Consider the following 24,811-nt stretch of genomic DNA (forward strand, 5'->3'; position numbering starts at 1 on the left):
CCGGTGAGGCGCTGCTACGCACCCAGAATTGCCCGGCTCAATTGTGGAACGATAAGCACCACGCCAAAGAGTACGATCACGCCGCACACGCCGAAGCACAGGTACGCGCCGAACTTATTAACCGACGTATTACTGTCTTCGTCGCGAGCCACGGCAAGTAGCCGAACGCCAAAGGAATAGGCAGTCACGATGCAAAGGGCCGCAACCCAGCTAACCAGCGCGACGATAAGAAAAGCTGACCAATCGATCATGAGTTATCTGGCTCCTTGTCCATGGCTTCCTGGGCGGCCTTGCGGGCAGCCTTCGCGTCAGCCTTAGCACGAGCACGACGCTCCTTCTTCGACAGAATGTTCACCGCGGCACCCGAATTATCGATGTCTGACAGGGTGTCTTCATGTCCTACATGGTTTTTGCGTGACAGGTACCAGAAGAGCAAGAGCATTCCGACACCGACTACGGCGACGATGCCCACGCCCACCGCACCAGTGTGCGTGAGCCAGGCTGCTAGGCCGCCGATGATGGCCGCCGCTGGAAGGGTGAACAACCAGCCCAAAGCGATGCGACCGGCGGTACCCCAGCGCACTTCGGCGCCCTTTCGTCCCAGTCCGGAACCGATCACGGAACCGGAGGCGACCTGCGTGGTTGACAGTGCAAAGCCCAGGTGTGAGGAGGTGAGGATCGCCGATGCGGTGGAAACCTCAGCGGCAAAGCCCTGTGCTGGCTTAACATCGGTCAGTCCCGAACCCATGGTGCGGATGATGCGCCAGCCACCGGTGTAGGTGCCAAGTGCGATCGCGATCGCACAGGTTGCTACAACCCACAGGTGCGGGCCGGTGCCTGCGGTCTGCAGGCCGGAGGCCACGAGGGTCAGCGTGATAACGCCCATGGTCTTCTGCGCATCGTTGGTGCCGTGGGCAAGTGCCACGAGCGACGAGGAGAAGATCTGTCCGTAACGGAAGCCTCCGCGCTTAGGCGAGACACCGTTCTGACGTTTGGTAATTGAATACGCCAGCTTCGTGCACAGGTAGGCGGAAATACCAGCAATCAGCGGAGCGCACAGTGCTGGCAGCAGCACCTTGGACAGCAGCACGCCATAATCGATTGCACCAAACCCGGCACCGACGATCGCCGCTCCCACCAAGCCACCAAACAATGCGTGCGAAGAGCTCGAAGGAAGTCCAAGCAACCAGGTGAATACGTTCCAGACCACGGCACCCATCAGACCCGCAAAAATCATTTCGGGCATGATTTGCACGCCCGTAGTGGGGTCTTCGTTAATGATGCCGCCTGAAATTGTCTTTGCTACCTCGGTGGAGAGGAACGCGCCAACAAGGTTCAAAATTGCGGCAAGAGCTACAGCCTTTTTTGGAGTGATTGCTCCGGTTGCGATTGGAGTGGCCATCGCATTGGCCGTGTCATGGAAACCATTGGTGAAGTCGAAAAACAACGCCAAGGCGATGACAAGGACGACGATTAGCGTCAAATCCATTGAATACCAGCCTGAGGGTCGAACGGCAAGGAAAAAGAACTTGGGCTTAGAGTGACAAAATCCGGTGCAAATAGTGTCGTGCCAGATTGGGCTCAAAGCGCAATTTCAATCTTATGCCCCTGAGCAGATACGTCAATCTGAACTGTCAACTGCTCGACGTATAAATCTGGGTGAACAGTTAGTGGGTTTTGATCAAACTCGCGCAAACTGGCCGGATTATTTTATTTTTTAACCAAAAAATGTGCGCCAAACCATAGGTGGCTTGGCGCACATGGCCGGATTTCCCGGCGTTGGGGTACTTTGCTTCGGTTACTTAACCTGGTCGATCACGGTGTCTGCGACCTGACGCATGCTCAACCGGCGATCCATGGAGGTTTTCTGGATCCAACGGAACGCCTCTGGTTCGGTCAGCCCCATCTTGGTAATCAGCAACGATTTGGCTCGATCGACCAATTTACGGGTTTCGAACTGTTCGGCAAGGTTACTCACCTCGGATTCCAAGGCACGCAGCTCATCGTTGCGGGAGATCGCAATTTCAATGGCCGGCGTCAGATCCGCCGGAGTGAAGGGCTTAACCACGTAGGCCATGGCACCGGCCTCGCGAGCGCGCTCAACCAGTTCCTTCTGGCTAAACGCGGTGAGCAGAACCACCGGGGCGATGCGTTCCTTAACGATCGCCTCTGCGGCGGTGATACCGTCCATCACCGGCATCTTCACGTCCATCAAAACCAGGTCTGGCTTCAATTCGCGTGCCTTCTCTAGCGCGCTTTGCCCATTGTCGACCTCGGCGACCACGTCGTAGCCTTCGGAGCGGAGGATTTCGACGATGTCCAAGCGAATCAGCGTCTCGTCCTCGGCCACGAGCACCCGGCGCGCACTGGTGGGCGCCTTGGAGGGGATTTTGGTGATTTCTGGTAGCTCGCTCATAGGGCGCCTTCCTTCGTGGTCTGCGTTTCTGCCGGGGTGCTGACAGAAGTAAAGAATTATTTCTCCGCGAGCCGCGTTGCTCCGGTTTCCTTTCTAAGCCTACTTGCATGTACGATTATCGAGGCGATGACGCGAGGTTCTCGATTAGGAAATCTACGAAACCTCTAGTAAACTCGTCAATGTGCTCGCCCAAGTGGCGGAATCGGTAGACGCGCTGCACTCAAAATGCAGTATCGAAAGATGTGTGGGTTCGAGTCCCACCTTGGGCACAAGGCAGATGCCGTCGGGCAAAGTGAAAACTTTGCTCGACGGCATTTTTTGTTAACCTCTGAGCATAAATGTGATGCATTTCGCAAAAACACCCAATACTGTGCGGTAACGGAAAAACCTGCCCGCACGCCTCAAATTTGAAGGCGTGCGGGCAGGTTTTTAGCTAACTACCCGAAACGGTTGTTTACAGGTCCTTAGGTGTTGAAACATTTGATGGTGCCCACGGCCCAACATGTTCACGTACTGGCATCGGCTTACCGTCAACCAGCTGTCCGGCATCGGCCAGGTCACCGACCTTGTGCACGCGTAGCGAGTTGGTCGAACCGGCCTGTCCCGGAGGGGAACCGGCAGCGATGCAGACCAGATCATTGATCTGCGCCAACCCTTCGCTGAGCAGCTGCTCGTCAACCTGCGCGGTCATCTTATCGGTGTGATCCGCGTAAGCGACCAAACGGGCCTGCACGCCCCACATCAGCGTCATGATGTTGTAGGTCTGCTGCAGCGGGGTGAAAGCCAGCACAGGCTTCTTCGGGCGCAAACGTGATAGGCGACGGGCAGAATCACCGGACTGGGTGAAAGCGACGATGTATTTCGCGTCGAGCTGATCGGCGATCTCCACCGCGGCGCGGGTGATCGCGCCGCCTCGGGTCTTTGGCTGCGAGCCAAGACGTGGGATGCGGTCCAGTCCGTGCTGTTCGGTGGAGGAAATGATGCGTGACATCGTCTCCACGGTTTCCACCGGGTAAGCACCAACGGAGGTCTCCCCCGAAAGCATGACCGCGTCGGCGCCATCAAGCACCGCGTTGGCGCAGTCCGAAGCTTCCGCACGGGTTGGGGTTGGCGATTCGATCATCGATTCGAGCACCTGGGTGGCGACGATGACCGGCTTAGCCCAGCGGCGAGCAAGCTCCACCGCACGCTTCTGCACCAGTGGAACCTCTTCCAGTGGCAGCTCCACACCCAAATCGCCACGGGCGACCATAATCGCGTCGAAGGCGTGGATGATTTCTTCTAGGGCGGCGACTGCCTGCGGCTTTTCGATCTTTGCGATCACCGGCAGGCGGCGGCCTTCCTCGTCCATGATTTCGTGCACGCGTTCGATGTCGCTCGCGTTTCGCACGAAGGACAAAGCAACCATGTCCACGCCGGCGCGAATCGCCCAACGCAGATCGTCTTCGTCTTTTTCGCTCAGCGCCGGCACATTAACCGCAACGCCAGGTAGGTTAATACCCTTATTGTTCGATACTTCGCCGCCGACTACAACCTCGGAGCGAACCTCGGTGTCGGTCACCTCAAGTGCTTTGAGCTTGACCTTGCCGTCATTGATCAACAGGAAGTCTCCGGGCTTCACGTCGGTTGGCAAGCCCTTAAACGTGGTGGAGCACAGGTTGCGTGTACCCTGGATGTCTTCAATGGTGATGGTGAACTTCTCGCCGACCTCCAAGATGAACTTGGCGTCGTCTTTGAAGCGTCCCAAACGAATTTTAGGGCCCTGCAGGTCGGCGAAGATGCCGACCGCACGTCCCACCTCGGCGGCTGCATTACGCACATTCGCCAAGGATTGAGCATGCATGGAGTAATCCCCATGGCTCATATTTAGTCGGGCTACGTCAACGCCCGCTTGGAGTACCGCTACTGTGTTTTCATAGCTTGCTAGGGCCGGGCCCCATGTTGCCACAATTTTTGCGCGTCTCATACCGTCAGCCAAATGCCTTTCATGTTTACATAGGCAAAATGCGACGAACCCGTGGTGGATTCGTCGCATCAAAGCTTATGCCATTCAAATGATGCTGATGGCTCTATCATTTGGAGCAACAGGTGCAGGAAGGTTAGTCGTTCCCGTCAGGAATTTATCGACCGAGGCGGCGCATGCGCGACCCTCGGCGATAGCCCAAACGATCAGCGACTGCCCCCGACCAGCATCTCCGGCGACAAATACCGCTTCGGTATTTGTCATGTAGTAGCCATCTCGGGCGACGTTGCCCCGGTTGTCAAAATCGATGCTCAGCGCCTCGGTGAGTCCGGAAGGTTCCGGACCGGTAAAGCCAAGAGCCAGCAGTACCAGATCCGCTTTGAGTACGCGTTCGGTTCCAGGCTTCGGCAGGCGCTTGCCAGCAACGATCTCTGTCTCTGCAACTGTAACACCGATCACCTTATTTTTCTCGGTTCCCTCGCCGGAAACGAAGTTCACCGTTGAGGCAAGATAATTACGCTGCCCACCTTCCTCATGCGAAGATTGCACCTCAAAGAGCAACGGCATCATCGGCCACGGCTGATTTTCGCCACGTTCGGTCGGCGGCTTCACACCGATCGCCAGTGTGGTCACCGAGGCGGCCCCCTGGCGCAGCGCGGTACCGATGCAATCCGAACCGGTGTCACCTCCGCCAAGCACGATCACATGCTTGCCTTTGGCGTCGATGCTGGTGCTCTGCTGCGAACCGGAAACCACACGATTGCTCTCGGTGAGGTACTCCATCGCATGATGCACCCCGCCCAGCTCACGCCCGGTTATGGGCAGCTCACGCGCAACGGTGGACCCGGTGGCAACGATCACCGCATCATAATCGCGGCGTAGTTGCTCCCAGCTGATGTCCTTGCCAATCTCGATGCCGGTGCGAAAAATCGTCCCTTCGGCTTCCATTTGCGCCAGGCGCAGGTCGATCACCTGCTTTTCTAGTTTGAAGTCAGGAATGCCAAAGCGCAGTAGTCCGCCGATCGCCTCGTCACGCTCGTACACGGCCACGGTGTGACCGGCGCGGGTCAGCTGCTGCGCGGCCGCCAGTCCGGCCGGACCCGAACCGACGATCGCCACGCGGTGCTCGGTATGACGTGCCGGTGGGTAAGGCACAAAATCGCCTTGCTCCATCAGATGTTCGGCCAGCTCGGCCTCTACCTGCTTGATCGTCACCGCAGGCTGGTTGATGCCCAGCACGCAGGACGCTTCACAGGGCGCCGGACACAGTTTTCCGGTGAACTCTGGAAAATTGTTGGTGCTCAGCAGCCTAGCGGCAGCGTCGTCCTTCCGGCCCCGGTAGGTCAAGTCGTTAAACTCCGGGATCAGGTTTCCCAGCGGGCAGCCGTTGTGGCAGAAGGCAACGCCGCAGTCCATGCAACGGCCAGCTTGCTCGGTGAGCGTGCCCGCCGTTTGCCGTTGCAGAACTTCTTTGTAGTCCATCAGGCGGATCGGCACCGGGCGTTTAGGTTGGGTGACACGCTCGGTCACCTTCAAGAATCCTCGTGGATCAGCCACGGGTCACCTCCAGAATTTTGCTCCACACCTGCGGCGAATCGGGGTTCTCCCCCGACGCTTCGGCTTGGGCACGAACTTGTTGAACCGCGGCAAAATCGCGCGGGATAATGCTGCTTAGCCGGGTGCGGGTGTGCTCCCAATCGAGCACCAAACGTTGCGCCAACGGTGAGGCGGTCAGCGCAATATGCTCGGTGAGCAGCGCAAAAATGATGTCAGCTTCCGCATCGCTGATGGCGCCGATGAGCACATCGCCTTGTTCGGCCGCCAGCGGGTTAAGTTTGGCCGGGTCAAAGTCCAGCACCCAGGCGGTACCACCGGAGAACCCGGCGCCGAAGTTGCGCCCGGTCTGCCCCAAAATCAGGACCTGACCGCCGGTCATGTACTCACAACCGTGTTCGCCGATGCCTTCGGTAACGATTACCGCTCCCGAGTTACGCACCGCAAAGCGTTCGCCCACCATGCCGTTGATGAACAATTCGCCGCTCGTTGCCCCGTAGCCGACAACATTTCCGGCGATCACCTGCTCTTCCGGTTGAGACAAGGTGGTGTGCGGCGGATGAATAGCGATTCGGCCCCCTGACAAGCCCTTGCCCACGTAGTCGTTGGCGTCTCCGGCCAGGTGCACGGTGATCCCGGCGGGCAGGAACGCGCCCAACGACTGACCGGCGCGACCGGTCAGGTTCACCGTGATGGTGTCTGCGTCCAACTCCTGGATTCCGAAGGTTTTGGTCACGTGATGGCCAAGCAGCGTACCCACCGAACGGTCGGTGTTCACGATCTGTGCATTCAGCACCACCGGCAGCCGATCGCGCAACGCCGGTTGCGCGGCAGCTAGCAACTTCTGGTCCAGGTGCGCTTCCAACCCATGATCTTGGCCGATCCGGCGGCTGCGCGCTGCCAGTTCCACGCCCGGCACATGAGTGATCGCATCCAGCGCCAATCCCTGAATCTTTTCGTGCGCGGCTAGCTGCGTGGCGGAACCGGTCAATAGTTCAACTCGGCCGATCACTTCTTGCAGCGTGCGCGCACCCAATGAGGCCAATAACTCGCGTACCTCCTGGGCGATGAACTCGAAGAAGTTCACCACAAATTCGGCCTTGCCGGTGAAGCGCTCACGCAGCTTAGGGTTCTGTGTGGCGACGCCTACCGGACAGGTGTCCAGATGGCATACGCGCATCATGATGCAACCGGAAACCACCAACGGGGCGGTGGCGAAACCGAACTCTTCGGCGCCCAGTAGCGCACCGATCAGCACATCGCGCCCGGTCTTCAGCTGCCCGTCAACCTGCACGGTCACCCGGTCGCGCAGCCCGTTGAGGATCAGTGTCTGCTGCGCCTCGGCGAGGCCCAGCTCCCACGGGGTTCCTGCATGCTTGAGCGAATTCATCGGGCTAGCACCGGTACCACCATCATGACCGGAGATCAGCACCACGTCGGCCTTGGCCTTCGCCACCCCGGCGGCCACGGTGCCAATGCCTGACTCGGAGACCAGCTTCACATGCACCCGCGCCGAAGGATTGGAGCACTTCGCATCGTGAATCAGCTGGGCCAGGTCCTCGATCGAGTAGATATCGTGGTGTGGCGGCGGAGAAATCAGTCCCACGCCGGGGGTGGAATGACGCGTTTTCGCCACCCACGGGTAGAGCTTCTGGCTCATCAGCTGGCCACCCTCGCCGGGTTTGGCACCCTGGGCCATCTTGATCTGAATGTCATCGGCGTTCGTCAGGTAGAGACTGGTCACCCCAAAACGGCCCGAAGCGATCTGCTTCACCGCGCTGCGGCGCGCCGGATCGAGCAGGCGTTCGGGATCTTCGCCGCCCTCGCCGGTATTAGATTTTGCCCCCAGCTGGTTCATCGCGATGGCCAGCGTCTCATGGGCCTCGGCGGAGATCGAGCCGTAGCTCATCGCCCCGGTAGCGAAACGTTTCACGATCTCGCTAACCGGTTCCACCTGGTCGATGTCGATCGGGGTGATCCCGGAGGTGTCGAATTCCAGCAGGCCACGCAAGGTTTTAAGCTGCGTTGCCTGGTCATCTACCGCCTGGGTGTACTGCTTGAACACGTCGTAGCGTCGGGTGCGTGTTGCGTGTTGCAGGCGGAACACGGTTTGCGGATCAAAAAGATGCGGTGGCCCGGTACGGCGCCACTGGTATTCACCACCGGTTTCCAACTCGTTGGGCTGGGCGCCACCGGAGTTTTCCGGGTAGGCCCGCGCGTGGCGGGCGGCAGCCTCCGCGGCCACCACCTCCAGTTCAATGCCCGAAAGCTTCGTGGTGGTACCGGTAAAGTACTGATCGACCACGCGCTGGGACAGCCCGATGGCTTCAAAGGTCTGCGCACCGCAATAACTGGAGACCGTTGAAATGCCCATTTTGGACATAATCTTCAGCACCCCCTTGCCCAGGGCCTTGCGCAGGTTCGAGCTGGCTAGTGCACCGTCAACCCCGGACAATTCGCCCTGCTCGGCCATTTCTTCCACGGATTCCAGGGCCAGATACGGGTTGATTGCCGAGGCGCCGTAACCGATTAGCGCGGCGATATGATGCACCTCGCGAGCATCGCCAGATTCAATAATCAGTGACACACGGGTACGGTTTGAGCTTTTCAGCAGGTGGTGGTGCACCGCGGAAGTCAGCAGCAACGACGGGATCGGAGCCCACGCGGCGGAAGAATCACGGTCCGAGAGCACCAGGTAGCGCACCCCGCGGTTCACCGCGGCAGAGACCTTCTCACAAATTTCTTGCAGCCGGGCCCGTAGCTCGGACTCGCCGCCGGCCGGACGGTACAGCCCGCGCACCTTCAGCGAGTACTTCTCCCCCTGCTCATCGCGCAGGTTCACGATCTTGGCCAGCTGGTCGTTGGAGAGCACCGGGTAGTCCAGCGAGATATGGGTCTGCGGCACACGATCCAGCGAGAGCAGGTTGCCGTCCGGGCCAATGCTGGTGCCCATGGAGGTGACCAGTTCTTCACGGATCGCATCCAGTGGCGGGTTGGTCACCTGGGCGAAGGACTGGGTGAAGTAGTCAAAGAGCAGACGCGGACGATCGGCTAGCGCGGCGATCGGCGTGTCGGTGCCCATCGCGGCTAGTGGTTCGGCGCCGGTGCTCGCCATCGGTGCCAGCAGGATGCGCAGTTCCTCGGTGGTGTAGCCGAAGGTCAGCTGGCGCAATTGCACCGAGGCCGAGGAGTGGCGCACATGTTCAAGATCCGGAAAATCATCGAGCGTCTTCAGGTTTGCGCTCACCCATTCACGCCAGGGTTTCGCGGCCGCCACCTGTGCCTTAATTTCCGCGTCGGGGACTATGCGTCCGCCGGCTAGGTCCACGGCGAACATTTTGCCCGGGGCCACGCGGCCCTTGGCGAGGATATGCTGCTCTGCGGTGTCGATGACGCCGACCTCGCTGGCAAGCACCACCAGGTCATCGTCGGTCACCCACCAGCGGGCCGGACGCAGACCGTTGCGGTCCAGCACGGCGCCGGCCATCTGCCCATCGGTAAAGCACACCGCGGCCGGGCCATCCCACGGTTCGATGAGCATCGAGTGGTATTCGTAAAAGGCGCGCAGGTCCGCGTCCATGGTCTCATCGTTTTCCCATGGTTGCGGGATCATCATCATGATCGCTTCGCTGACGTTGCGGCCGGAGAGCATCAGCATCTCGGCGACCTCGTCGAAGGAGGCCGAATCCGAGGCGCCGGGCGTGCAGATCGGGAATAGTTCCTCGGGTACCTCGCCAAGTAGCGACGAGGACAGCGTGGACTGCCGGGCGCGCATCCAGTTGCGGTTGCCCTTCACGGTGTTGATCTCGCCGTTATGCGCGATGCTCCGAAAGGGTTGGGCCAGCGGCCAGGAAGGGAAGGTATTGGTAGAGAAGCGTGAGTGCACGATCGCGCAGCGGCTAGCAAAACGCGCATCGGACAGGTCTGGGTAAAACGGTTCGAGTTGCGCGGTGGAAACCATGCCCTTGTAGACGATGGTCTGCGCGGAGAATGAGGCGAAGTACACGCCGATCTTGTTGTGCGCGCGGCGGCGGATACGCCAGGCCGCGGAATCTAGCTCACGACTGCTCAACGCGGTAGCGGAGCCGGTGACAAAAAATTGGGTGATCTTCGGCATCACCTTGCGCGCGGAGGCGCCGAGTACCGAAGCATCAACGGGCACCTCACGCCAGCCGAGCACGCGCAGCTGCTCTTCGGCTGCCAGCGCTTCCAGCTCGTTGCGGGCAAATTCGGCTTCGCCGGGCTCGGCCGGCAAAAAGCCCATGCCTACGGCATAGGTTCCGGCGGCGGGCAGTTCAAACTCGGTGACCGCACGAAAAAATCCGTCGGGCAGATGCAGCAGAATGCCTGCTCCGTCGCCGGTGCCTTCATCGGCGCCGATCGCGCCGCGGTGTTCCAGCCGGCGTAACGCGGTCAGTGCATGAGTGACGATCTGGTGCGAGGCAGCATTTTTCAGCGAAGCGATCATCGCTAAACCACAGGCGTCCTTTTCCGCGGCCGGATCATATAAACCCTGAGCCGGTGGAATCGCGGAGAATCGGGTGTAGGGCGAGGTAACTTCCCCGCCTAAACCTGGGGAGGCGTTCAGCTGGACTCCGGTCGTGCTCATGAGCGTGCCTTTCGTGGGGTGTACGGTGAAAGGCGAGCCGGGCCGGGCCGATAAATCGTTGATCGGTAATTACTGCCGCTCGCCATACCTGCATTGCAGGGTGCAGGAATCCACCGCGCTGTGGTTCTTTTTGACGTCCGATCGGGCTCACCGACGGTGCGGCTCGTCCGGACGTGTAGCTTCACAGTACGCGCGTTATGTTTCTTGCTGGCACGCAGTTTTGTTTCGAAAATGTTAATGCGTGTTGCAGCGGACACAAAAAACCGGGGAGCCGACACCCTGTCTCGGTGTCTGCTCCCCGGTTTTCGCTGCGGCCTAGTGCTTAGGCTAGCGGTTGGGATTCATCGTCGGAGCTCGATTTTTTCTCGACTCCGGGAGATTTATGCTTCTCTGCGGACGCGGACGCTTGCACCGCCGCCGGTTCCCGGCCCTCGGCGAACAGCGAATCTTTGCCCTCGGGGCGTAGCTTTGCCAACACATAGCTCAGCGCCAACGAACCAAAAATTACCAAGCCGATGGCCAACCACTGGTGGATGCGCAGGGACAGTGGCCCGATGGTGATGATTTCTGCCGGGTCCAGACGTAGCGACTCGGTGAAGGTGCGGCCGATGCCGTACCAGATCACGTAGCAGCAGAACATCGCCCCGCGGCGCAGTTTGAACTTTTTGTCCAGCGCGAGCAGTACCACCACGCCCAGTACATTCCACAGTGATTCGTAGAGGAACGTGGGGTGGAAGAGCGTATCTGCCGGGAGCCCGGCCGGGAAATTGTAGTGCTCCGGGTCGATCTGCAGTCCCCAGGGCAGGGTGGTCGGCGCACCAAAGAGCTCTTGGTTAAACCAGTTGCCCCAGCGGCCGGCGGCTTGGGCCAGCAATACGCCGGGCGCTACCGCGTCGATAAACGCCGAGAGCCGTACCCCGGTGCGCCGGCAACCTATCCAGGCGCCGACGATGCCCAGCGAGATCGCCCCCATAATACCCAATCCGCCCAGCCACAACTGCGGAATCTCGGCCCAGTGCGATTGCCGCCCGCCGAGCCCAAAATAGTAGCCGGGGTCGGTAATCAGCACATGGTAAAGCCGTCCGCCGACGATGCCGAAAGGGATCGCCCAAATAACGATGTCCCAGAGCTGATCCGAGTCCCCGCCGCGGGCGCGCATTCGCCGGCTGGTCAGCCAGAGCGCCAGCACGATGCCCACCAAGATGCACAGCGCATAGGCGTGGATGGTCAGTGGGCCGATCGAAAACTTTGAAAACTCGACCGGCGGTGACGGGATGGAAGCCGGAAACATTTCTTAGGCCCGCCCGCTCAACTGTGCGGCCAACCGGCCCACGGCCGGTACTCCCCCGTCGCGTAGCGCGGCGACCAGTGCGGTGCCGACGATCACGCCGTCGGCGTAGCTGCCGATTTCTTGCACATGTTCGCGGCGCGAGACGCCCAAACCGACGCAGGCGTTTTCTGCCCCGGCGCCATGTGCCGCGTCCACTACCGCTTGAGCGGCGGAGGACACCTCAGCGCGCGCGCCGGTAACACCCATCAGCGAAACGCAGTAGACGAATCCGCTGGATGCCTCGACGGTTCGTTTCACGCGGGCTTCGGTGGAACTTGGGGCGATCAGGAAGACCCGCTCCAGACCGTACTTTTCACTGGCGGCAAACCATTGATCGGCTTCGTCGGGCACCAGGTCCGGGGTGATCAGCCCGGCACCGCCAGCTTGGGCGAAGCGCCTGGCAAATTCGTCCACGCCCAGGCTGAGCACCGGGTTCCAATAGGTCATCACCATCACGGCGGCGTTAGTGCGCGCGGTAATTCCGCGTACGATGTCAAAAATTTGTGCGACGCGGAAACCGTTGGCCAGTGCCTGTACCGTGGCTTCCTGAATCACCGCCCCGTCCATGACCGGATCCGAGTAGGGGATGCCCATTTCGATGACGTCCACACCGTTCTCGGCTAGCGCGACGGCCGCCTCGATGCTGGTTTCCACATCTGGGAAGCCCGCTGGCAGGTAGCCGATCAGTGCCGGACGTCCTTCGGCACGTGCCGCCGCGATCTTTTCTGCACTTGTCACACGCGACATTTAGTTGCCTTCCGGGGTGTTAGCTGCGTCGTCTTCGAGCATTCCGAACCATTGCGCGGCGGTGGAGACATCCTTGTCCCCGCGCCCCGAGAGGTTCGCGATGATGATCGTTTCCTCGGGCTTTGCACCTTCGGCGAGCTTGCGCTGGGCCAAACGGATGGTTCCGGCCAGTGCGTGAGCGGACTCGATCGCCGGCAAAATACCCTCGGTGCGGCACAGGATCTTAAACGCGTCCATCGCCTCGGTATCGGTGACCGGTTCGTAGTGCACCCGGCCGATGTCGGCCAGGTAGGCATGCTCCGGGCCAACGCCGGGGTAGTCCAGCCCGGCGGAAATCGAGTGTGATTCGATGGTCTGGCCGTCGTCGTCCTGCATCAGGTAGCTCCTCGCGCCGTGCAGCACGCCGGGCTTGCCCAGGGTGATGGTCGCGGCGTGGCGGTCGGTATCCACACCGTCGCCACCGGCCTCGTAGCCGTAGAGTTCAACGTCTTTGTCGTCCAGGAAGCCGTGGAAAATGCCAATGGCGTTCGAGCCACCGCCGATGCAGGCGGTGACGGCGTCCGGTAGGCGTCCGGTCTGCGCGAGCACCTGTTCGCGGGCTTCTTCGCCGATGACCTGGTGGAAGTAACGCACCATGGCGGGGAATGGGTGTCCGCCGGCAGCGGTGCCTAATAGGTAGTGGGTGTTATCAACGTTCGCGACCCAGTCGCGCAACGCCTCGTTGATCGCGTCTTTTAGCGTTTGGGAGCCTACGGTCACCGGGATCACGGTGGCGCCGAGCAGCTGCATGCGCGCGACGTTTAACGCCTGCCGGCGGGTGTCTTCGGCGCCCATGTAGACCACACATTCGAGCCCCATCAAGGCCGCTGCGGTAGCCGAGGCGACGCCGTGCTGGCCGGCACCGGTTTCCGCGATGATCCGGGTTTTACCCATGCGCTTGGCCAGCAGTGCTTGGCCGAGCACGTTGTTGATCTTGTGGCTGCCGGTGTGGTTGAGGTCTTCACGCTTCAAGAAAATCCGCACCCCGCCGCAGGCCTGTGCGGAGAAACGCTTTGCCTCGGTGAGCAGTGAGGGGCGTCCGGAGTAGTTCCGGTTCAGCTCTTTGACCTCTTCAATGAACGCTGGATCGGCTTTCGCATCCTCAAAGGTCTGCGTCAGCTCGTCCATAGCGGCCATGAGGGATTCGGGCATCCAACGTCCCCCATACTGGCCAAAGTAAGGTCCACTTGCATGTTTCAATGAGTCATCCGATGCGTTCATCGACTCCCTCTTTCTTGAAAATGTTGGGCGATGCCCCGCCAAGGAGCGTTCCTTGGCGGGGCATCAAAAACTGGATGCGCCGTGGTTAGCGTGCCGGCTTGGCAGCTGTCCCGGCGGCGATGAACTGGGCAACAGTAGCCTGCGGGTCAGCGTGTTTCACCAACGCCTCGCCTACCAGAACACCGTCGGCGCCGGCCGCCGCATAGGTTTGCACCTGTGCCACCGATTCCACACCGGATTCGGCGATGATCACCGCGTCGAGCGGCAACAGTGGAGCCAGCTGTGCGAAGGTGTCTACGTTCACGTCGAGCGTTTTCAAATTGCGCACGTTCACACCGATAATTTTCGCTCCGGCCTTCACGGCCCGGGCGATTTCTTCTTCGGTATGCGTCTCCACCAGGGCATTCATGCCTAGCTGGTGAGTTAATTGTAGGAAACTGGCCAAGGTTTCATCATCTAGGGCCGCAACAATTAGCAATATCAGGTCCGCACCGTGGGCGCGGGCCTCGTAAATCTGGTACTCATCGACCGTGAAGTCCTTGCGCAGCACCGGAATTTGCACCGCTGCGCGCACCGCGTCCAGATCGGCCAACGAACCGCCAAAACGCCGGGCTTCGGTCAATACCGAAATGACCGACGCACCGCCGGCCTGGTAGGCCGCGGCAAGCACCGCTGGTTCCGGGATCTGCGCGAGCGCGCCCTTGGAAGGGGACTTGCGTTTCACCTCGGAGATCACCTTTAAGGTGGTGTCTCGTGCGCCTGGCTCGGCGTGTCCACCGAGCGCAGCGTAGGCATCGAGTGCTGCCGGGGTGTCCTGCGCCGCGGCTTTGACCGAGTCCAGACTCAGGATGGCGCGACGGGCGCCCAGGTCTTCCCGGACGCCCGCGATGATGTCATCAAGTACGCTCAATTTAGTGTGCTGCTCCGCTGCGCGAACCGCCCACACCAAAACCGGCCTTCTTCATGATCCAGCCGACGATCAAGCCGAGCACTACGACGCCGATGCTCGCGTACACCACGGTGGCGTTGTGGAAAGCGAAAGCGATCCCGCCGATGATGAAGCCGATGGTCATAATGCCGACGCAGGCCCAGGCTGCGATCGAGTTGCCGTGGCCGATTTCTTCGGTGTAGACAGGATCAATCTCGGTGTTTTGCGACATAACTAGATGTGTCCCTTTGCTCTTCTGGGGGTGCGCTCCGTCCGCGTGAGACGGTCAGCGCTTTGGTCTTCGAATACTATTCTGCCACTTGCCCGCGCAGTTGGCCTATTCCACGGCGCTTCATTTCAAGCAGGTGTTGGGCATCACTTAGCGTTCGCCAGTGGTGGGGTCCTCCCCCTTGGACAACTGCTCCCAATCGGAAATGCCACGCGATTGTGCATCCGCCGGCAGCTGCCCGGCGGTACTGACCTTCCGGTCGTACTTCGAGCTCTTCTTCCAGCGCCCGCTGATCACCAGTACTAGCAGGCCTTGGAGCACGATGATCACCCCGGCCAGCACGGTGATCGTGGGCCACACGGACACCGCATATTCTCCGGCGCTAGTGGTCAGCCCGGTGGCCTCGGCCACGGCACTGGCCGCCGCCGCCTGCGGGTTAGCCAAGGCGCTGATTCCGGAGGTGATCACCGAGGCACCGGCCAGCACGGTGATGACCCCGATGACATAGCGGGCGATCTTTCCGGCGATCAGCAGCGCCAGCGCTCCGGCCAGCACCGCCACACAGACGGCGGTGACCGAGGCTGCGGCGGTGGACCCAGCAACGATAATTTGCGGGACCTGCACGGTACCCGATTCCACGTCGACGGTAATCCAGGTGCGCGTCGCGGTCCAGAGGCCCAGCAACGCACCGAGCATTCCAAGCAGCGCGGTATTGCGGGCAGATAGGTGTTTGTTCACTTGCTTTCACCAATTTCGGTTTGGGCTTGGCGCATCGTCGCGGCGGCATATACCGCACGCAGCGGAGCCGCGGCCTTATTCACGGTTTCTAGCGCCTCATCGGCGAAATTCGAATCGTTCACGATGCCGCCTCCGGCCTGCACATAGGCGCGGCCGTCTTTGAGCAATGCGGAACGGATCGCGATGGCCATATCCATGTCGCCGGCGAAGTCCAGATAACCCACCACGCCACCGTACACCCCCCGGCGGTACGGCTCGTACTGATCGAGCAGCTGCAGGGCGCGTGGTTTGGGAGCCCCGGACAGGGTGCCGGCTGGGAAGGTGGAGGCGAGCACGTCGTAGGCGTCGACGTCCGCACGCGCCTTACCGACCACATTGGAGACCAGGTGCATGATGTGGCTGAAGCGTTCGACCTCCATGAACTGGGTGACCTCCACGGTGCCGGCCTGGCAGACACGGGACAGGTCATTGCGTGAGAGATCCACCAGCATCAGGTGCTCGGCGCGTTCCTTCTCATCGGCCAGCAAAGACTTTTCATACAGCTGGTCTTCCTCGTAGTTTGCCCCGCGTGGCCGGGATCCGGCGATCGGGTGCGTGACCACGTGGGAGTCGTTGACCGTGACCAGCGCTTCCGGGGATGAACCGACGATCTGGAACGCCTCGCCATCCTCGTTTTCAAAGTTAAACAGGTACATGTACGGGCTCGGGTTCGTCGCCCGCAACACCCGGTAGACGTCCAACGCATCGGCCTGCGTCTCAAGTTCAAAGCGCCGCGAAACAACGATCTGGAAGACTTCCCCATCCACGATCGCCTCTTTTGATTTGACGAGCGCGTCCAGGTACTCGTTTTCCGCCCAGGAATGAGTGACCTCTTCCATCAATTTCTCGCGGGGCACATCGGTACCCTGCAAGATGGTGGCGGTCGTTTCTAGTGGGCTGCCCAGCTGATCGAGCATCACCTGAAGCCGAGCCACCGCACCGTCATAGGCCTGCTCCACACGTTGCGCGCTGCCGTCAAAGTTGATCGCGTTGGCAATCAGCGTCACGGTCCCCTCGGTCGCATCGTGGGCGGCCATATCGGCGACCAGGTTCATGCTCAGTTCCGGGATGTTCAGGTCATCGATCGGCGGATTGGGCAGATGCTCCCAGTGCCGGACGCATTCCCAGCCGATGAAGCCGACCATGCCGCCGGTCAAGGGCGGCATCCCCGGGATCGGTTCGGTGTGTAGCGCGCGCACGGTGTCGCGCAAAACCTCGACACTCACCCCGCCGGTGGGCAACCCCTCGGGCACGTGCCCCTGCCAATACGCTTCGCCGCCGCGGGTGCTGAGCGTCGCCGGAGAGTTCACCCCCACGAAGGAGTAGCGGCTCCACACCCCGCCGGGGGCGGCAGACTCCATCAAGAAGGTGCCCGGGCGTCCGCCGGCCAAGGAACGGTATAAACCGATCGGGGTCAGCGAATCCGCCAGCACCGAAATGGTGACCGGAATGACGCGGCGGGTAGGTGCCATGGCCAAAAAGGCTTCGCGGGACGGGGAAATCTTGCCTAGGGTTTTCATTCAACTTCTTTTCAACGCTTAAACCTGGTGATGCTGCCCGAAATCGGCCCGGGCGCGACCGTACTACCGGCGCAGAACTAGCTCGGGCGGTGGCCGATGGTGGCTGGCAGCTCACGATCGGTGAAGCAGGATTGTGTGCCCGTATGGCAAGCGGCTCCCACCTGATCAACCGTGAGCAGCAGCGCGTCGCCATCACAATCCAGCGCGGCAGTCTTCAGATACTGCGCGTGCCCGGAGGTATCGCCCTTGCGCCAATATTCCTGCCGCGAGCGCGAGTAGAAGGTGACGCGGCCGCTAGAGAGGGTGCGGCGCAATGCCTCGTCGTCCATCCAGCCAAGCATGAGCACCATCCCGGTATCATGCTGCTGCACGATCGCGGCGAAAAGCCCATTGGCATCGCGCTTTAATTTTTGCGCGATCTGCGGGTCAAGTTTTTCTGTTTCAGAGCTCGAATTCGAGCCACTATGCGAAGTAGACATCCCCTTTAGCATACTGGGTTTCACCGCCCATGTGCCCGAGCATGACGCGCCGCTAGAAGCCAAAGTTAACCGTTGGGCGACACCCGCCGCAGGGAACGCGCAAGAACCTGCTGCACGTGCTAGTTTCAGAGGTGATGCACCTAGTTCAAGCTTCCCGTTTAGCGTTGGCCGAGACCCTGCTCGCAGCAGGCCCCACCGCCGATACCCTGTGCGCCGGTTGGCAGACTCGGCACCTCGCCGCGCACCTCGTTCTCCGCGAAAATTCATTGCTCAGCGCAGGCGTTGTGCTCAAGCCCGTCGCTTCGAAACTTGAAGCGCGCCTGCAAGAGCTCGCCGATGAATCGCAAACCCCCGAACGCTACGCTGCCCTGGTGCGACGTTTCCGTTCTGGGCCCAAAAGTTATTCCCCGTTCGCATTCGAGAAACTTGATAAGGCGCTGAACCTGAACGAGTTTTTCATTCACACCGAAGATGTTCGACGCGCGCGCAGCCAATGGGCCCCGCGCGTACTGGACAAGGAATACACCGAGCTGCTGTGGCAGTCACTGATCAAAACCTCGCGTTACTTTTTCCGCAAGGCTCCGGTCGGAATCATTCTTTGCCGCCCTGATGGGCAGCGTCATGTGGCGAAGAAAGCACCTAACGCGGTTTCGGTCAATGGTCCGGTGACCGAGTTGACCATGTATGCCTCGGGTCGCACCTCGGAAGCCCTAGTCACCTTCGAAGCTGGCGAGAGCGCGTTGCAAATTATCCGCGGATATCACCCTTCGCTTTAACTCCGATGGGCACTTTCCCTAGCCGAAGGTCTATCTTTCGCTATCCACAGGTTTCGGTTTAACTCTCCCAATAGCCGCGCAATGGGTCTAGGCTAACGCTCACACGCTATCCTCGACATGCTCGGAGAGTTCTGATGAACACTCGGAAAAATGCAATGGCACAATCGATCCTTTTGGCCTGTGCGTTGACGGTTACTGCCTGCACCGGTGGCGCTTCTCCACCGCAGCCTCCAGAATCGGTTTCACCCTCGGTTGAACAATCCCCCTCGCCGACACCATCGCCATCTCCGACGAAGCCCAAGTATCAGCCTGCGACGGCTAAAGGTCCCGCAAAGAATGTTCCAAAGCCTGAAATGCCAAAGCTTGCTAAGGAACACAATGAGGAAGGCGCAATCGCTTTCGTCAAGTACTACTTTGACGTGATGAACTACTCGTTGGAAACCTACTCAGTCGACGATTTGATCGCGATTACGAACCGGACTTGTCGTATATGCGGCGATAACTTTATCGATCCAATCCAGAGCCACGCAAAAAAGAAATACTGGCAAGTTGATGGAGAGTACCGAACCAATGTTTACGGGGTAAAGCTAACCTCTGATGATGAGGCCCTAGTCGAGTTCGGTACGAGAACAGACGAAGTAGCAGTTTATTCAGCGCCTGCGCTAGAAGTTGCTAACAGCCCTGCAAGGAAAAAGGAAGCTTTGGGGATCGCGACTCTCCAGTGGGATAAAGCTTGGATGATGTCTCAAGTAGATTTTTCGAAGTGATCTCCAATGCTAAAAGTCCTGCTCTTAATGGCAATGGTTACCACACCGTACTTCACTGGATTCCAGCAAGACCTCGCTCTCAGTGATTGTAAGGAAGTAATTGAATTCATAGAGGACCATGGAGAAACAAAAAAGAGAGAATGTCGCGAGACTCTCCCTGAGAAGGATCGTTTTTACAACGACAATAATGATGAACGTAAGCGAGATAAAAATCCACCAAAACCGCTGTACGAAATCCAATATCTCAACCCCTGCTCTGTTGGCATTGAGCATATGCGTGGGTGTCACCAAAACCCTGACGCTATTTTGTGCGAAGACGGCTCTTCTCCATACACGCGTATCATTCGTTTCATAGAAGGGCCGCGAAAAGGTGAACAGATAATCACCCACGGGCTCTGTCCGGGAGAGGAAACCCCGCCAAATATTCCCGACGCTGAGTTGCGCCAAGAACAAGTCTTAATCAGTCCTTCGAAATTTCGAAGTTTACCGATTCTAGCTTCCAAGGTTAAAAGTGATCCCGAAAAGTTCTCTCTTCGCAATGGAAACTCACATTTCTGGGCCGATGCTGTGCGCCAAAAATTCAATATAAGTATGAATGGTGAACCAGTAAGAGTGAAAGCAATTCCTGACGGGTGGAATTGGCAGTACGGCGATGGGACTACGAGGAAACTAGATTTCCCCGGTGAGCCGGCTCCAAACCATACGCTCCGCGACGAGACACCAACAAGCCATTCCTACAAGGAAACCGGCACTTACAGTGTCGGTCTCACGACATTGTTCCGAGGCGAATTTAGTGTTGATGGCGGCCCCTGGCAGTCAATCCCAGGCCAAGCTGCGGTGCCTAGCGACCCAATTGAAATCGATGTCTGGAGAACCAAGAAAGAACTCATCGCACGAGACTAGTTGGTCAACAGCAACAATGATCAACGTATAAAAAATGGGCCAGTTCACGGAGAACTGACCCATCTAAGAAGCACCTATTAGCGGACCGGATAACCGGCTTCGCGAATCTTATCCTTGACCTTGGCGATCATGTCGGTTGGGCCGAAGTGGAAGATCGAGGCAGCCAATACCGCGTCCGCTCCAGCTTCGATCGCAGGCGGGAAGTCTTCGGGCTTACCCGCGCCGCCGGAAGCGATCAGTGGAACCTTCACCGCGGCACGCACGGCACGAATCATTTCCAGATCGAACCCGTCCTTGGTCCCATCGGCATCGATCGAGTTCAACAAAATCTCACCGACGCCGCGCTCTGCCGCATCTTTGGCCCAAGCCACCGCGCACATACCGGTGCCTTTGCGGCCACCATGAGTGGTGACCTCGTAGCCGGAAGCGATGTTTGGATCATCGGTACGACGTGCATCGAGCGACAGAACCAATACCTGCGAGCCGAAACGTTCGGTAATTTCGTTGATGACCTCAGGGCGAGCCACTGCGGCGGTGTTGATCGAGGCCTTATCGGCACCGTTGCGCAGCAGACGATCTACATCTTCTGCGGCGCGTACTCCCCCGCCAACGGTCAACGGAATGAAAACTTCTTCCGCAGTATGTCGTACAACTTCAAAAGTTGTTTCGCGATCGGAGCTGGATGCGGTGACGTCGAGGAATGTTAGTTCGTCGGCTCCGGCCAGGTTGTACCGACGGGCGAGTTCCACCGGGTCACCGGCGTCACGCAGACCCTCAAAATTGATGCCTTTAACTACCCGGCCGGCGTCAACGTCTAGGCAGGGAATGACACGGATTGCTACGGTCATGAGCTGTTTCTCCTGAGTTGGCGTGGCTAGATGCGGCAAGCGTGGATCTGGCTGACCAGAATCGCGCGGGCGCCGACGTCGTACAGCTCGTCCATGATGTTGTTGGTCTGCGATTTTTTGACCATCGCGCGCACCGCGCACCAGTCGGAGTTCGCTAGGTCAGAGACCGTAGGCGACTCTAAGCCAGGGGTCAGCGCGCAAGCCTCTTCGACCTGTGTGCGACGAATGTCGTAGTCCAGCATCACGTACTGGCGTGCAACAAGCACACCAGACAGACGGCGAATCAGCACGTCAAGGCCGGCTGGCTTGTGTCCGACTCGGCCGATGAGCACGGCTTCGGACTGGAGAAGCACGTCGCCGAAGATTTCCATCCCGGCAGCCTTGATGGTGTTGCCGGTTTCGACAACATCGGCGATGGCGTCGGCTACGCCAAGGCGCACCGAGGATTCCACGGCACCGTCCAGGCGGACCACGCTGGCGTTAATACCGTTCTTCTTCAGGAAGTGATCGAGCAGAATGTCGTAGCTGGTGGCGATACGCTTGCCGTTAAGTTCCTCGATGGAATTGAAGGCGCCCACCGGGGCGGCAAAGCGGAAGGCCGATTTGCCGATTCCCAGCGAGAGCTGCTCTTCCACATCGTCGTCTACATCGGCGTCTAGATATAGATCGCGACCGGTGATTCCAATGTCTAGGATGCCGCGACCGACATAAACGGCGATGTCGCGGGGGCGCAGGTAGAAAAACTCAACCTGGTTCTCCTCGTCAACGAGCACCAGTTCGCGGGTGTCGCGTCGCTGGAGGTAACCGGCTTCCTTGAACATGGTGGAAGCGATTTCGGACAGTGCGCCTTTGTTGGGCAGGGCTACGCGTAGCATTTATTTACTCGTTTCATGAGTGTGGCGCTGCGGCGAGATGCCAAAAACAAGCGCCAAGGGATTAGTTGGCCGTTGTTACTGCCGCCGGGCGATGCCTACGACCGAGTTCAAAAACCCGGTCGCAGCAGCGCGACGGCTAGAGATGCTTGTAAACGTCGGCCAAGGTTAGACCCTTGGCAATCATCAAAACCTGCAAGTGGTAGAGCAGCTGGGAGATTTCTTCCGCTGTTTCTTCGTCACTTTCGTACTCTGCGGCCATCCATACTTCGGCGGCTTCCTCGACAACTTTCTTGCCGATGCCGTGGACACCCGAATCGAGTTCGGCGATGGTACGAGAGCCTTCCGGGCGGGTTTGGGCCTTGAGCGACAATTCGCTGAAGAGCTCGTCAAAAGTTTTCACGTGCACCAGCTTATCGGTTTTCCAGCCGACGCCCGAACTTCTAGCTCGCTTTGTGACGCCAAAACCGTATTTCAGCGTAGTGCTGCGACGGTCATCACAGCAGCGGAGAAGGCCTCGTAGCCTTTATCTTCGCTGGAGCCTTCCAAACCTGCACGGTCTAGCGCCTGCTTTTCGTCATCGCAGGTGAGCACGCCGAAGCCCACCGGGGTGCGGGTATTTACCGAAACGTCGGTGAGCCCGTTGGTTGCAGCCAGGCAGACGTAATCGAAGTGTGGGGTTCCGCCGCGGATGACCACGCCGAGCGCGACCACCGCATCGTAGCTCTGTGCCAGATGGCTGGCTGCCACCGGTAGTTCGAAGGTGCCCGGTACACGGACCAGCGTGGGCACAATGCCAGCGTCGCGAGCGGCACGCTGTGCGCCGTCGATCAGACCGTTCATGATGACCTCATGCCAGCTGGCGGCAACGATCGCGACTTTAACTCCGGAGAGGTCAAGTGCCGTAAGTTCATCGGCGACGTTGCTCGGGGCTCCGTGTTTGCTCATGGGGTTCTCCTTGAAAATCTTGGTTTGCAGCTGGGTTAGAAGCTGGTTTTAGTGTGCGGCAATTGCAGGTCGTGGCCGAAGCGCTGCTGTTTGGTGCGCAGGTAGCTTTCATTTTCGCTGCGCGGGGCGATGCGGCTGGGGACCAGCTCGGTGACGTGCACGCCGGCTTGGATGAGCTGTGCCTGCTTATCGGGATTGTTAGTCAGCAAGCGGATCTCGTCGATACCCAGGTGCTTGAGGATGGCGGCGACCGCGAAGTATTCGCGGGCATCTGCCGGGAAGCCTAGGTGCAGGTTTGCGTCGAGCGTATCAACACCCGTTTCTTGCAGCGCGTAGGTGCGCAGCTTGTTAAATAGCCCGATGCCGCGGCCTTCGTGCCCACGTACGTACACCAGGTGTCCGCCCTCGGCGGCAATCTGCTGAAGTGCCGCGTGAAGCTGCTCGCCACAATCACAACGGTAGGACCCAAATACGTCGCCGGTGAGGCATTCGGAGTGAATCCGCACCAGGTTAGTCGGTCCGTCCAAGGTGGGGGCCGGGTGGCTGAGCACAATATGTTCATGCCCTTCCACAGAGGCGGCCCGTGCGCTGAAGGTACCAAAGGGGGTGGGCAACTTTACCGCTTCGGTCAACGCGATTTCATCGTTGACCCGACGCCAGCGAGCCAAATCCTCGATGCTGATCAGCGGTAATTGGTGCTCGGCGGCGAAGACGCGCAGCTCATCGAGGCGCATCATCGAACCGTCATCGTTGACGATTTCTCCGATCACACCCACTGGTGCTAAGCCCGCACCGCGGCACAGGTCCACGGCTGCTTCGGTGTGTCCGCGGCGTTCGAGCACGCCGTTGGCTGCGGCGCGCAACGGGAAAATATGCCCTGGCCTCGATAGCTGAGCCGCCACAGTGTCAGGATCGGCCAAAAGGCGTGAGGTCAGCGCCCGGTCAGCGGCCGAAATTCCGGTGCTGATCCCGCTGGCGGCATCGCAGGACACGGTGAAGGCGGTGCCCTTGGAATCCTGATTGATACCGACCATGGGGGCCAGACCGAGCTGATCGGCGCGGGCAGCGTCCAGTGGCACACAAATGACCCCGGAGGTGTAACGAATGGTGAAACCCATCAGCTCTGGAGTGGCAAATTGTGCGGCGAAGATGATGTCACCTTCGTTTTCGCGGTCTTCGTCGTCCACTACTACTACCGCGCCACCGGCGGCTAGCGCGGCTAATGCGGTAGGGATCGAATCAAGTTCTTTGCCGGCCATTAGATTCGGCCTCCAAACTCGTTCAGCCGTGCCACGTACTTGGCCAGCACGTCTACCTCGATGTTGATGGCGTCGCCGGCTTGGCGGGTGCCCATGGTCGTTTCCTGCAGGGTGATCGGAATGATGCCGACCTCCACCCAGTGTGCGCCGGTGGCGCTGGCTGGGGACACCGCGGTGATCGTCAGCGAGATGCCATCCAGTGCGATGGAGCCCTTTTCTGCGGTGAGCGGTGCGTAGTCATCGGGTACCGAGATGCGGAAGGTGGTCCACTGTCCGTGATCCTCGCGGGCCAGTACGGTGCCGACCGCGTCGACGTGGCCCTGTACGACGTGCCCGTCGAGTCTGGCGCCCGCAGGGGTGCAGCGCTCTAGGTTAACGACCGACTGAGGATGCAGTGCTCCGGTGCTGGTGCGACGCAGGGTTTCACCCATCACGTCCACACTGACGGTGTCGCCGTCTAATTCGGTGGCGGTCAGGCAGACGCCGTTGACCGCCAGGGAGCCACCGAGTCCGAGGTCTTCGGCGTGCCCGGGAGCTTTGAGGGTCAGTACGGCGAGGTCTTGCTCGGGGTGGTTTGTGATTGCCAGTACCGTTCCGGTGCCGGTGATAATTCCGGTAAACATGGT

General features: G+C 59.7%; 23 protein-coding genes and 1 tRNA gene. 4 read left to right on the forward strand and 20 right to left on the reverse strand.

The features are described from left to right. Window positions 1-14: 14 nt before the first annotated feature. The 3 genes from CIK74_RS00775 to CIK74_RS00785 all read right to left on the reverse strand — a co-directional run bounded on the left by CIK74_RS00775 (window position 15) and on the right by CIK74_RS00785 (window position 2,416). Window positions 15-251 carry a hypothetical protein gene (locus CIK74_RS00775; protein ID WP_096253807.1) on the reverse strand — a complete coding sequence of 79 codons (237 nt, stop codon included), beginning with the start codon at window positions 249-251 and terminating at the stop codon, window positions 15-17. Beyond that, a complete protein-coding gene (locus tag CIK74_RS00780) occupies window positions 248-1,489 on the reverse strand; it encodes an inorganic phosphate transporter (protein ID WP_096253808.1) in 1,242 nt (413 codons plus the stop codon). Before CIK74_RS00780 ends, CIK74_RS00775 begins: the two co-directional genes overlap by 4 nt. Window positions 1,490-1,798: 309 nt before the next feature. Continuing rightward, entirely contained in the window at window positions 1,799-2,416 is a 618-nt protein-coding gene (locus tag CIK74_RS00785; protein WP_096253809.1) for a response regulator, read from the reverse strand. Between the two features lie 187 nt (window positions 2,417-2,603). Here CIK74_RS00785 and CIK74_RS00790 point away from each other — a divergent pair. Continuing rightward, window positions 2,604-2,685: transfer RNA gene (locus CIK74_RS00790), tRNA-Leu, on the forward strand. A 185-nt stretch (window positions 2,686-2,870) separates the two neighbouring features. On the opposite strand, the gene pyk is transcribed toward CIK74_RS00790, so the two are convergent. The 11 genes from pyk to hisI all read right to left on the reverse strand — a co-directional run bounded on the left by pyk (window position 2,871) and on the right by hisI (window position 17,812). Further along, window positions 2,871-4,382, reverse strand: a complete 1,512-nt coding sequence (gene pyk, locus CIK74_RS00795; RefSeq protein WP_096253810.1) for a pyruvate kinase — start codon at window positions 4,380-4,382, stop codon at window positions 2,871-2,873. Window positions 4,383-4,466: 84 nt separating this feature from the next. After that, window positions 4,467-5,936: a glutamate synthase subunit beta gene (locus CIK74_RS00800; protein WP_096253811.1), complete on the reverse strand. Its 1,470-nt coding sequence runs from the start codon at window positions 5,934-5,936 to the stop codon at window positions 4,467-4,469. Continuing rightward, on the reverse strand, window positions 5,929-10,542 hold the full coding sequence (gene gltB, locus CIK74_RS00805) for a glutamate synthase large subunit (protein WP_096253812.1): 4,614 nt from the start codon (window positions 10,540-10,542) through the stop codon (window positions 5,929-5,931). Before gltB ends, CIK74_RS00800 begins: the two co-directional genes overlap by 8 nt. A gap of 322 nt (window positions 10,543-10,864) precedes the next feature. Continuing rightward, window positions 10,865-11,833 carry a prolipoprotein diacylglyceryl transferase gene (lgt, locus tag CIK74_RS00810; protein WP_096253813.1) on the reverse strand — a complete coding sequence of 323 codons (969 nt, stop codon included), beginning with the start codon at window positions 11,831-11,833 and terminating at the stop codon, window positions 10,865-10,867. A gap of 3 nt (window positions 11,834-11,836) precedes the next feature. Further along, entirely contained in the window at window positions 11,837-12,619 is a 783-nt protein-coding gene (gene trpA, locus CIK74_RS00815; RefSeq protein ID WP_096253814.1) for a tryptophan synthase subunit alpha, read from the reverse strand. Continuing rightward, window positions 12,620-13,879, reverse strand: a complete 1,260-nt coding sequence (gene trpB, locus CIK74_RS00820) for a tryptophan synthase subunit beta (RefSeq protein WP_096253815.1) — start codon at window positions 13,877-13,879, stop codon at window positions 12,620-12,622. It lies immediately after the preceding gene. An 85-nt stretch (window positions 13,880-13,964) separates the two neighbouring features. Continuing rightward, window positions 13,965-14,789 carry an indole-3-glycerol phosphate synthase TrpC gene (trpC, locus tag CIK74_RS00825; protein WP_096253849.1) on the reverse strand — a complete coding sequence of 275 codons (825 nt, stop codon included), beginning with the start codon at window positions 14,787-14,789 and terminating at the stop codon, window positions 13,965-13,967. 1 nt (window position 14,790) lies between these two features. After that, the gene (locus CIK74_RS00830) at window positions 14,791-15,039 is read right to left on the reverse strand and encodes an HGxxPAAW family protein (RefSeq protein WP_096253816.1); all 249 of its coding nucleotides are present in this window, start codon (window positions 15,037-15,039) and stop codon (window positions 14,791-14,793) included. Between the two features lie 147 nt (window positions 15,040-15,186). Next, a complete protein-coding gene (locus CIK74_RS00835) occupies window positions 15,187-15,774 on the reverse strand; it encodes a Trp biosynthesis-associated membrane protein (RefSeq protein ID WP_096253817.1) in 588 nt (195 codons plus the stop codon). Beyond that, a complete protein-coding gene (locus CIK74_RS00840; protein WP_096253818.1) occupies window positions 15,771-17,333 on the reverse strand; it encodes an anthranilate synthase component I in 1,563 nt (520 codons plus the stop codon). The genes CIK74_RS00835 and CIK74_RS00840 overlap by 4 nt, the downstream gene beginning before the upstream one ends. Before the next feature lie 77 nt (window positions 17,334-17,410). Then, complete coding sequence (hisI, locus tag CIK74_RS00845) at window positions 17,411-17,812, reverse strand: phosphoribosyl-AMP cyclohydrolase (RefSeq protein ID WP_096253850.1); 402 nt, start codon at window positions 17,810-17,812, stop codon at window positions 17,411-17,413. A gap of 116 nt (window positions 17,813-17,928) precedes the next feature. Here hisI and CIK74_RS00850 point away from each other — a divergent pair, with 116 nt between their 5' ends. The 3 genes from CIK74_RS00850 to CIK74_RS00860 all read left to right on the forward strand — a co-directional run bounded on the left by CIK74_RS00850 (window position 17,929) and on the right by CIK74_RS00860 (window position 20,258). Next, window positions 17,929-18,588 (forward strand): TIGR03085 family metal-binding protein, encoded by a 660-nt coding sequence (locus CIK74_RS00850; RefSeq protein WP_096253819.1) that lies wholly within the window; start codon window positions 17,929-17,931, stop codon window positions 18,586-18,588. A 155-nt stretch (window positions 18,589-18,743) separates the two neighbouring features. Continuing rightward, window positions 18,744-19,355 (forward strand): DUF6318 family protein, encoded by a 612-nt coding sequence (locus tag CIK74_RS00855; RefSeq protein ID WP_141392822.1) that lies wholly within the window; start codon window positions 18,744-18,746, stop codon window positions 19,353-19,355. Between the two features lie 27 nt (window positions 19,356-19,382). Next, on the forward strand, window positions 19,383-20,258 hold the full coding sequence (locus CIK74_RS00860) for a hypothetical protein (protein ID WP_141392823.1): 876 nt from the start codon (window positions 19,383-19,385) through the stop codon (window positions 20,256-20,258). A gap of 77 nt (window positions 20,259-20,335) precedes the next feature. Here the strand turns inward: CIK74_RS00860 and hisF are convergent, their stop codons facing one another. The 6 genes from hisF to CIK74_RS00890 form a co-directional block, all read right to left on the reverse strand. Continuing rightward, window positions 20,336-21,106: an imidazole glycerol phosphate synthase subunit HisF gene (gene hisF / locus CIK74_RS00865; RefSeq protein ID WP_096253822.1), complete on the reverse strand. Its 771-nt coding sequence runs from the start codon at window positions 21,104-21,106 to the stop codon at window positions 20,336-20,338. Between the two features lie 26 nt (window positions 21,107-21,132). After that, complete coding sequence (hisG, locus tag CIK74_RS00870) at window positions 21,133-21,981, reverse strand: ATP phosphoribosyltransferase (RefSeq protein ID WP_096253823.1); 849 nt, start codon at window positions 21,979-21,981, stop codon at window positions 21,133-21,135. 136 nt (window positions 21,982-22,117) lie between these two features. Then, a complete protein-coding gene (locus tag CIK74_RS00875) occupies window positions 22,118-22,381 on the reverse strand; it encodes a phosphoribosyl-ATP diphosphatase (RefSeq protein WP_096253851.1) in 264 nt (87 codons plus the stop codon). A 71-nt stretch (window positions 22,382-22,452) separates the two neighbouring features. Continuing rightward, complete coding sequence (gene ribH, locus CIK74_RS00880; protein WP_096253824.1) at window positions 22,453-22,926, reverse strand: 6,7-dimethyl-8-ribityllumazine synthase; 474 nt, start codon at window positions 22,924-22,926, stop codon at window positions 22,453-22,455. A 35-nt stretch (window positions 22,927-22,961) separates the two neighbouring features. Continuing rightward, window positions 22,962-24,185: a 3,4-dihydroxy-2-butanone-4-phosphate synthase gene (ribB, locus tag CIK74_RS00885; RefSeq protein WP_096253825.1), complete on the reverse strand. Its 1,224-nt coding sequence runs from the start codon at window positions 24,183-24,185 to the stop codon at window positions 22,962-22,964. Beyond that, window positions 24,185-24,808: a riboflavin synthase gene (locus CIK74_RS00890; RefSeq protein ID WP_096253826.1), complete on the reverse strand. Its 624-nt coding sequence runs from the start codon at window positions 24,806-24,808 to the stop codon at window positions 24,185-24,187. The genes ribB and CIK74_RS00890 overlap by 1 nt, the downstream gene beginning before the upstream one ends. Between the last annotated feature and the right edge of the window lie 3 nt (window positions 24,809-24,811).

The sequence above is a fragment of the Glutamicibacter sp. BW77 genome, from assembly GCF_002332285.1.
Lineage (GTDB): Bacteria > Actinomycetota > Actinomycetes > Actinomycetales > Micrococcaceae > Glutamicibacter > Glutamicibacter bergerei.

Bases quoted from the DNA above. Each gene is read 5' to 3' on its own strand.
- CIK74_RS00890 (WP_096253826.1), bottom strand. From the start codon at position 24,808: ATGTTTACCGGAATTATCACCGGCACCGGAACGGTACTGGCAATCACA.
- hisI (WP_096253850.1), bottom strand. From the start codon at position 17,812: ATGTCTACTTCGCATAGTGGCTCGAATTCGAGCTCTGAAACAGAAAAA.
- CIK74_RS00780 (WP_096253808.1), bottom strand. From the start codon at position 1,489: ATGGATTTGACGCTAATCGTCGTCCTTGTCATCGCCTTGGCGTTGTTT.
- pyk (WP_096253810.1), bottom strand. From the start codon at position 4,382: ATGAGACGCGCAAAAATTGTGGCAACATGGGGCCCGGCCCTAGCAAGC.
- CIK74_RS00855 (WP_141392822.1), top strand. From the start codon at position 18,744: ATGGCACAATCGATCCTTTTGGCCTGTGCGTTGACGGTTACTGCCTGC.
- CIK74_RS00785 (WP_096253809.1), bottom strand. From the start codon at position 2,416: ATGAGCGAGCTACCAGAAATCACCAAAATCCCCTCCAAGGCGCCCACC.
- ribH (WP_096253824.1), bottom strand. From the start codon at position 22,926: ATGAGCAAACACGGAGCCCCGAGCAACGTCGCCGATGAACTTACGGCA.
- hisG (WP_096253823.1), bottom strand. From the start codon at position 21,981: ATGCTACGCGTAGCCCTGCCCAACAAAGGCGCACTGTCCGAAATCGCT.
- gltB (WP_096253812.1), bottom strand. From the start codon at position 10,542: ATGAGCACGACCGGAGTCCAGCTGAACGCCTCCCCAGGTTTAGGCGGG.
- CIK74_RS00830 (WP_096253816.1), bottom strand. From the start codon at position 15,039: ATGTCGCAAAACACCGAGATTGATCCTGTCTACACCGAAGAAATCGGC.
- trpB (WP_096253815.1), bottom strand. From the start codon at position 13,879: ATGAACGCATCGGATGACTCATTGAAACATGCAAGTGGACCTTACTTT.
- CIK74_RS00860 (WP_141392823.1), top strand. From the start codon at position 19,383: ATGGCAATGGTTACCACACCGTACTTCACTGGATTCCAGCAAGACCTC.
- trpA (WP_096253814.1), bottom strand. From the start codon at position 12,619: ATGTCGCGTGTGACAAGTGCAGAAAAGATCGCGGCGGCACGTGCCGAA.
- ribB (WP_096253825.1), bottom strand. From the start codon at position 24,185: ATGGCCGGCAAAGAACTTGATTCGATCCCTACCGCATTAGCCGCGCTA.
- hisF (WP_096253822.1), bottom strand. From the start codon at position 21,106: ATGACCGTAGCAATCCGTGTCATTCCCTGCCTAGACGTTGACGCCGGC.
- CIK74_RS00775 (WP_096253807.1), bottom strand. From the start codon at position 251: ATGATCGATTGGTCAGCTTTTCTTATCGTCGCGCTGGTTAGCTGGGTT.
- lgt (WP_096253813.1), bottom strand. From the start codon at position 11,833: ATGTTTCCGGCTTCCATCCCGTCACCGCCGGTCGAGTTTTCAAAGTTT.
- CIK74_RS00840 (WP_096253818.1), bottom strand. From the start codon at position 17,333: ATGAAAACCCTAGGCAAGATTTCCCCGTCCCGCGAAGCCTTTTTGGCC.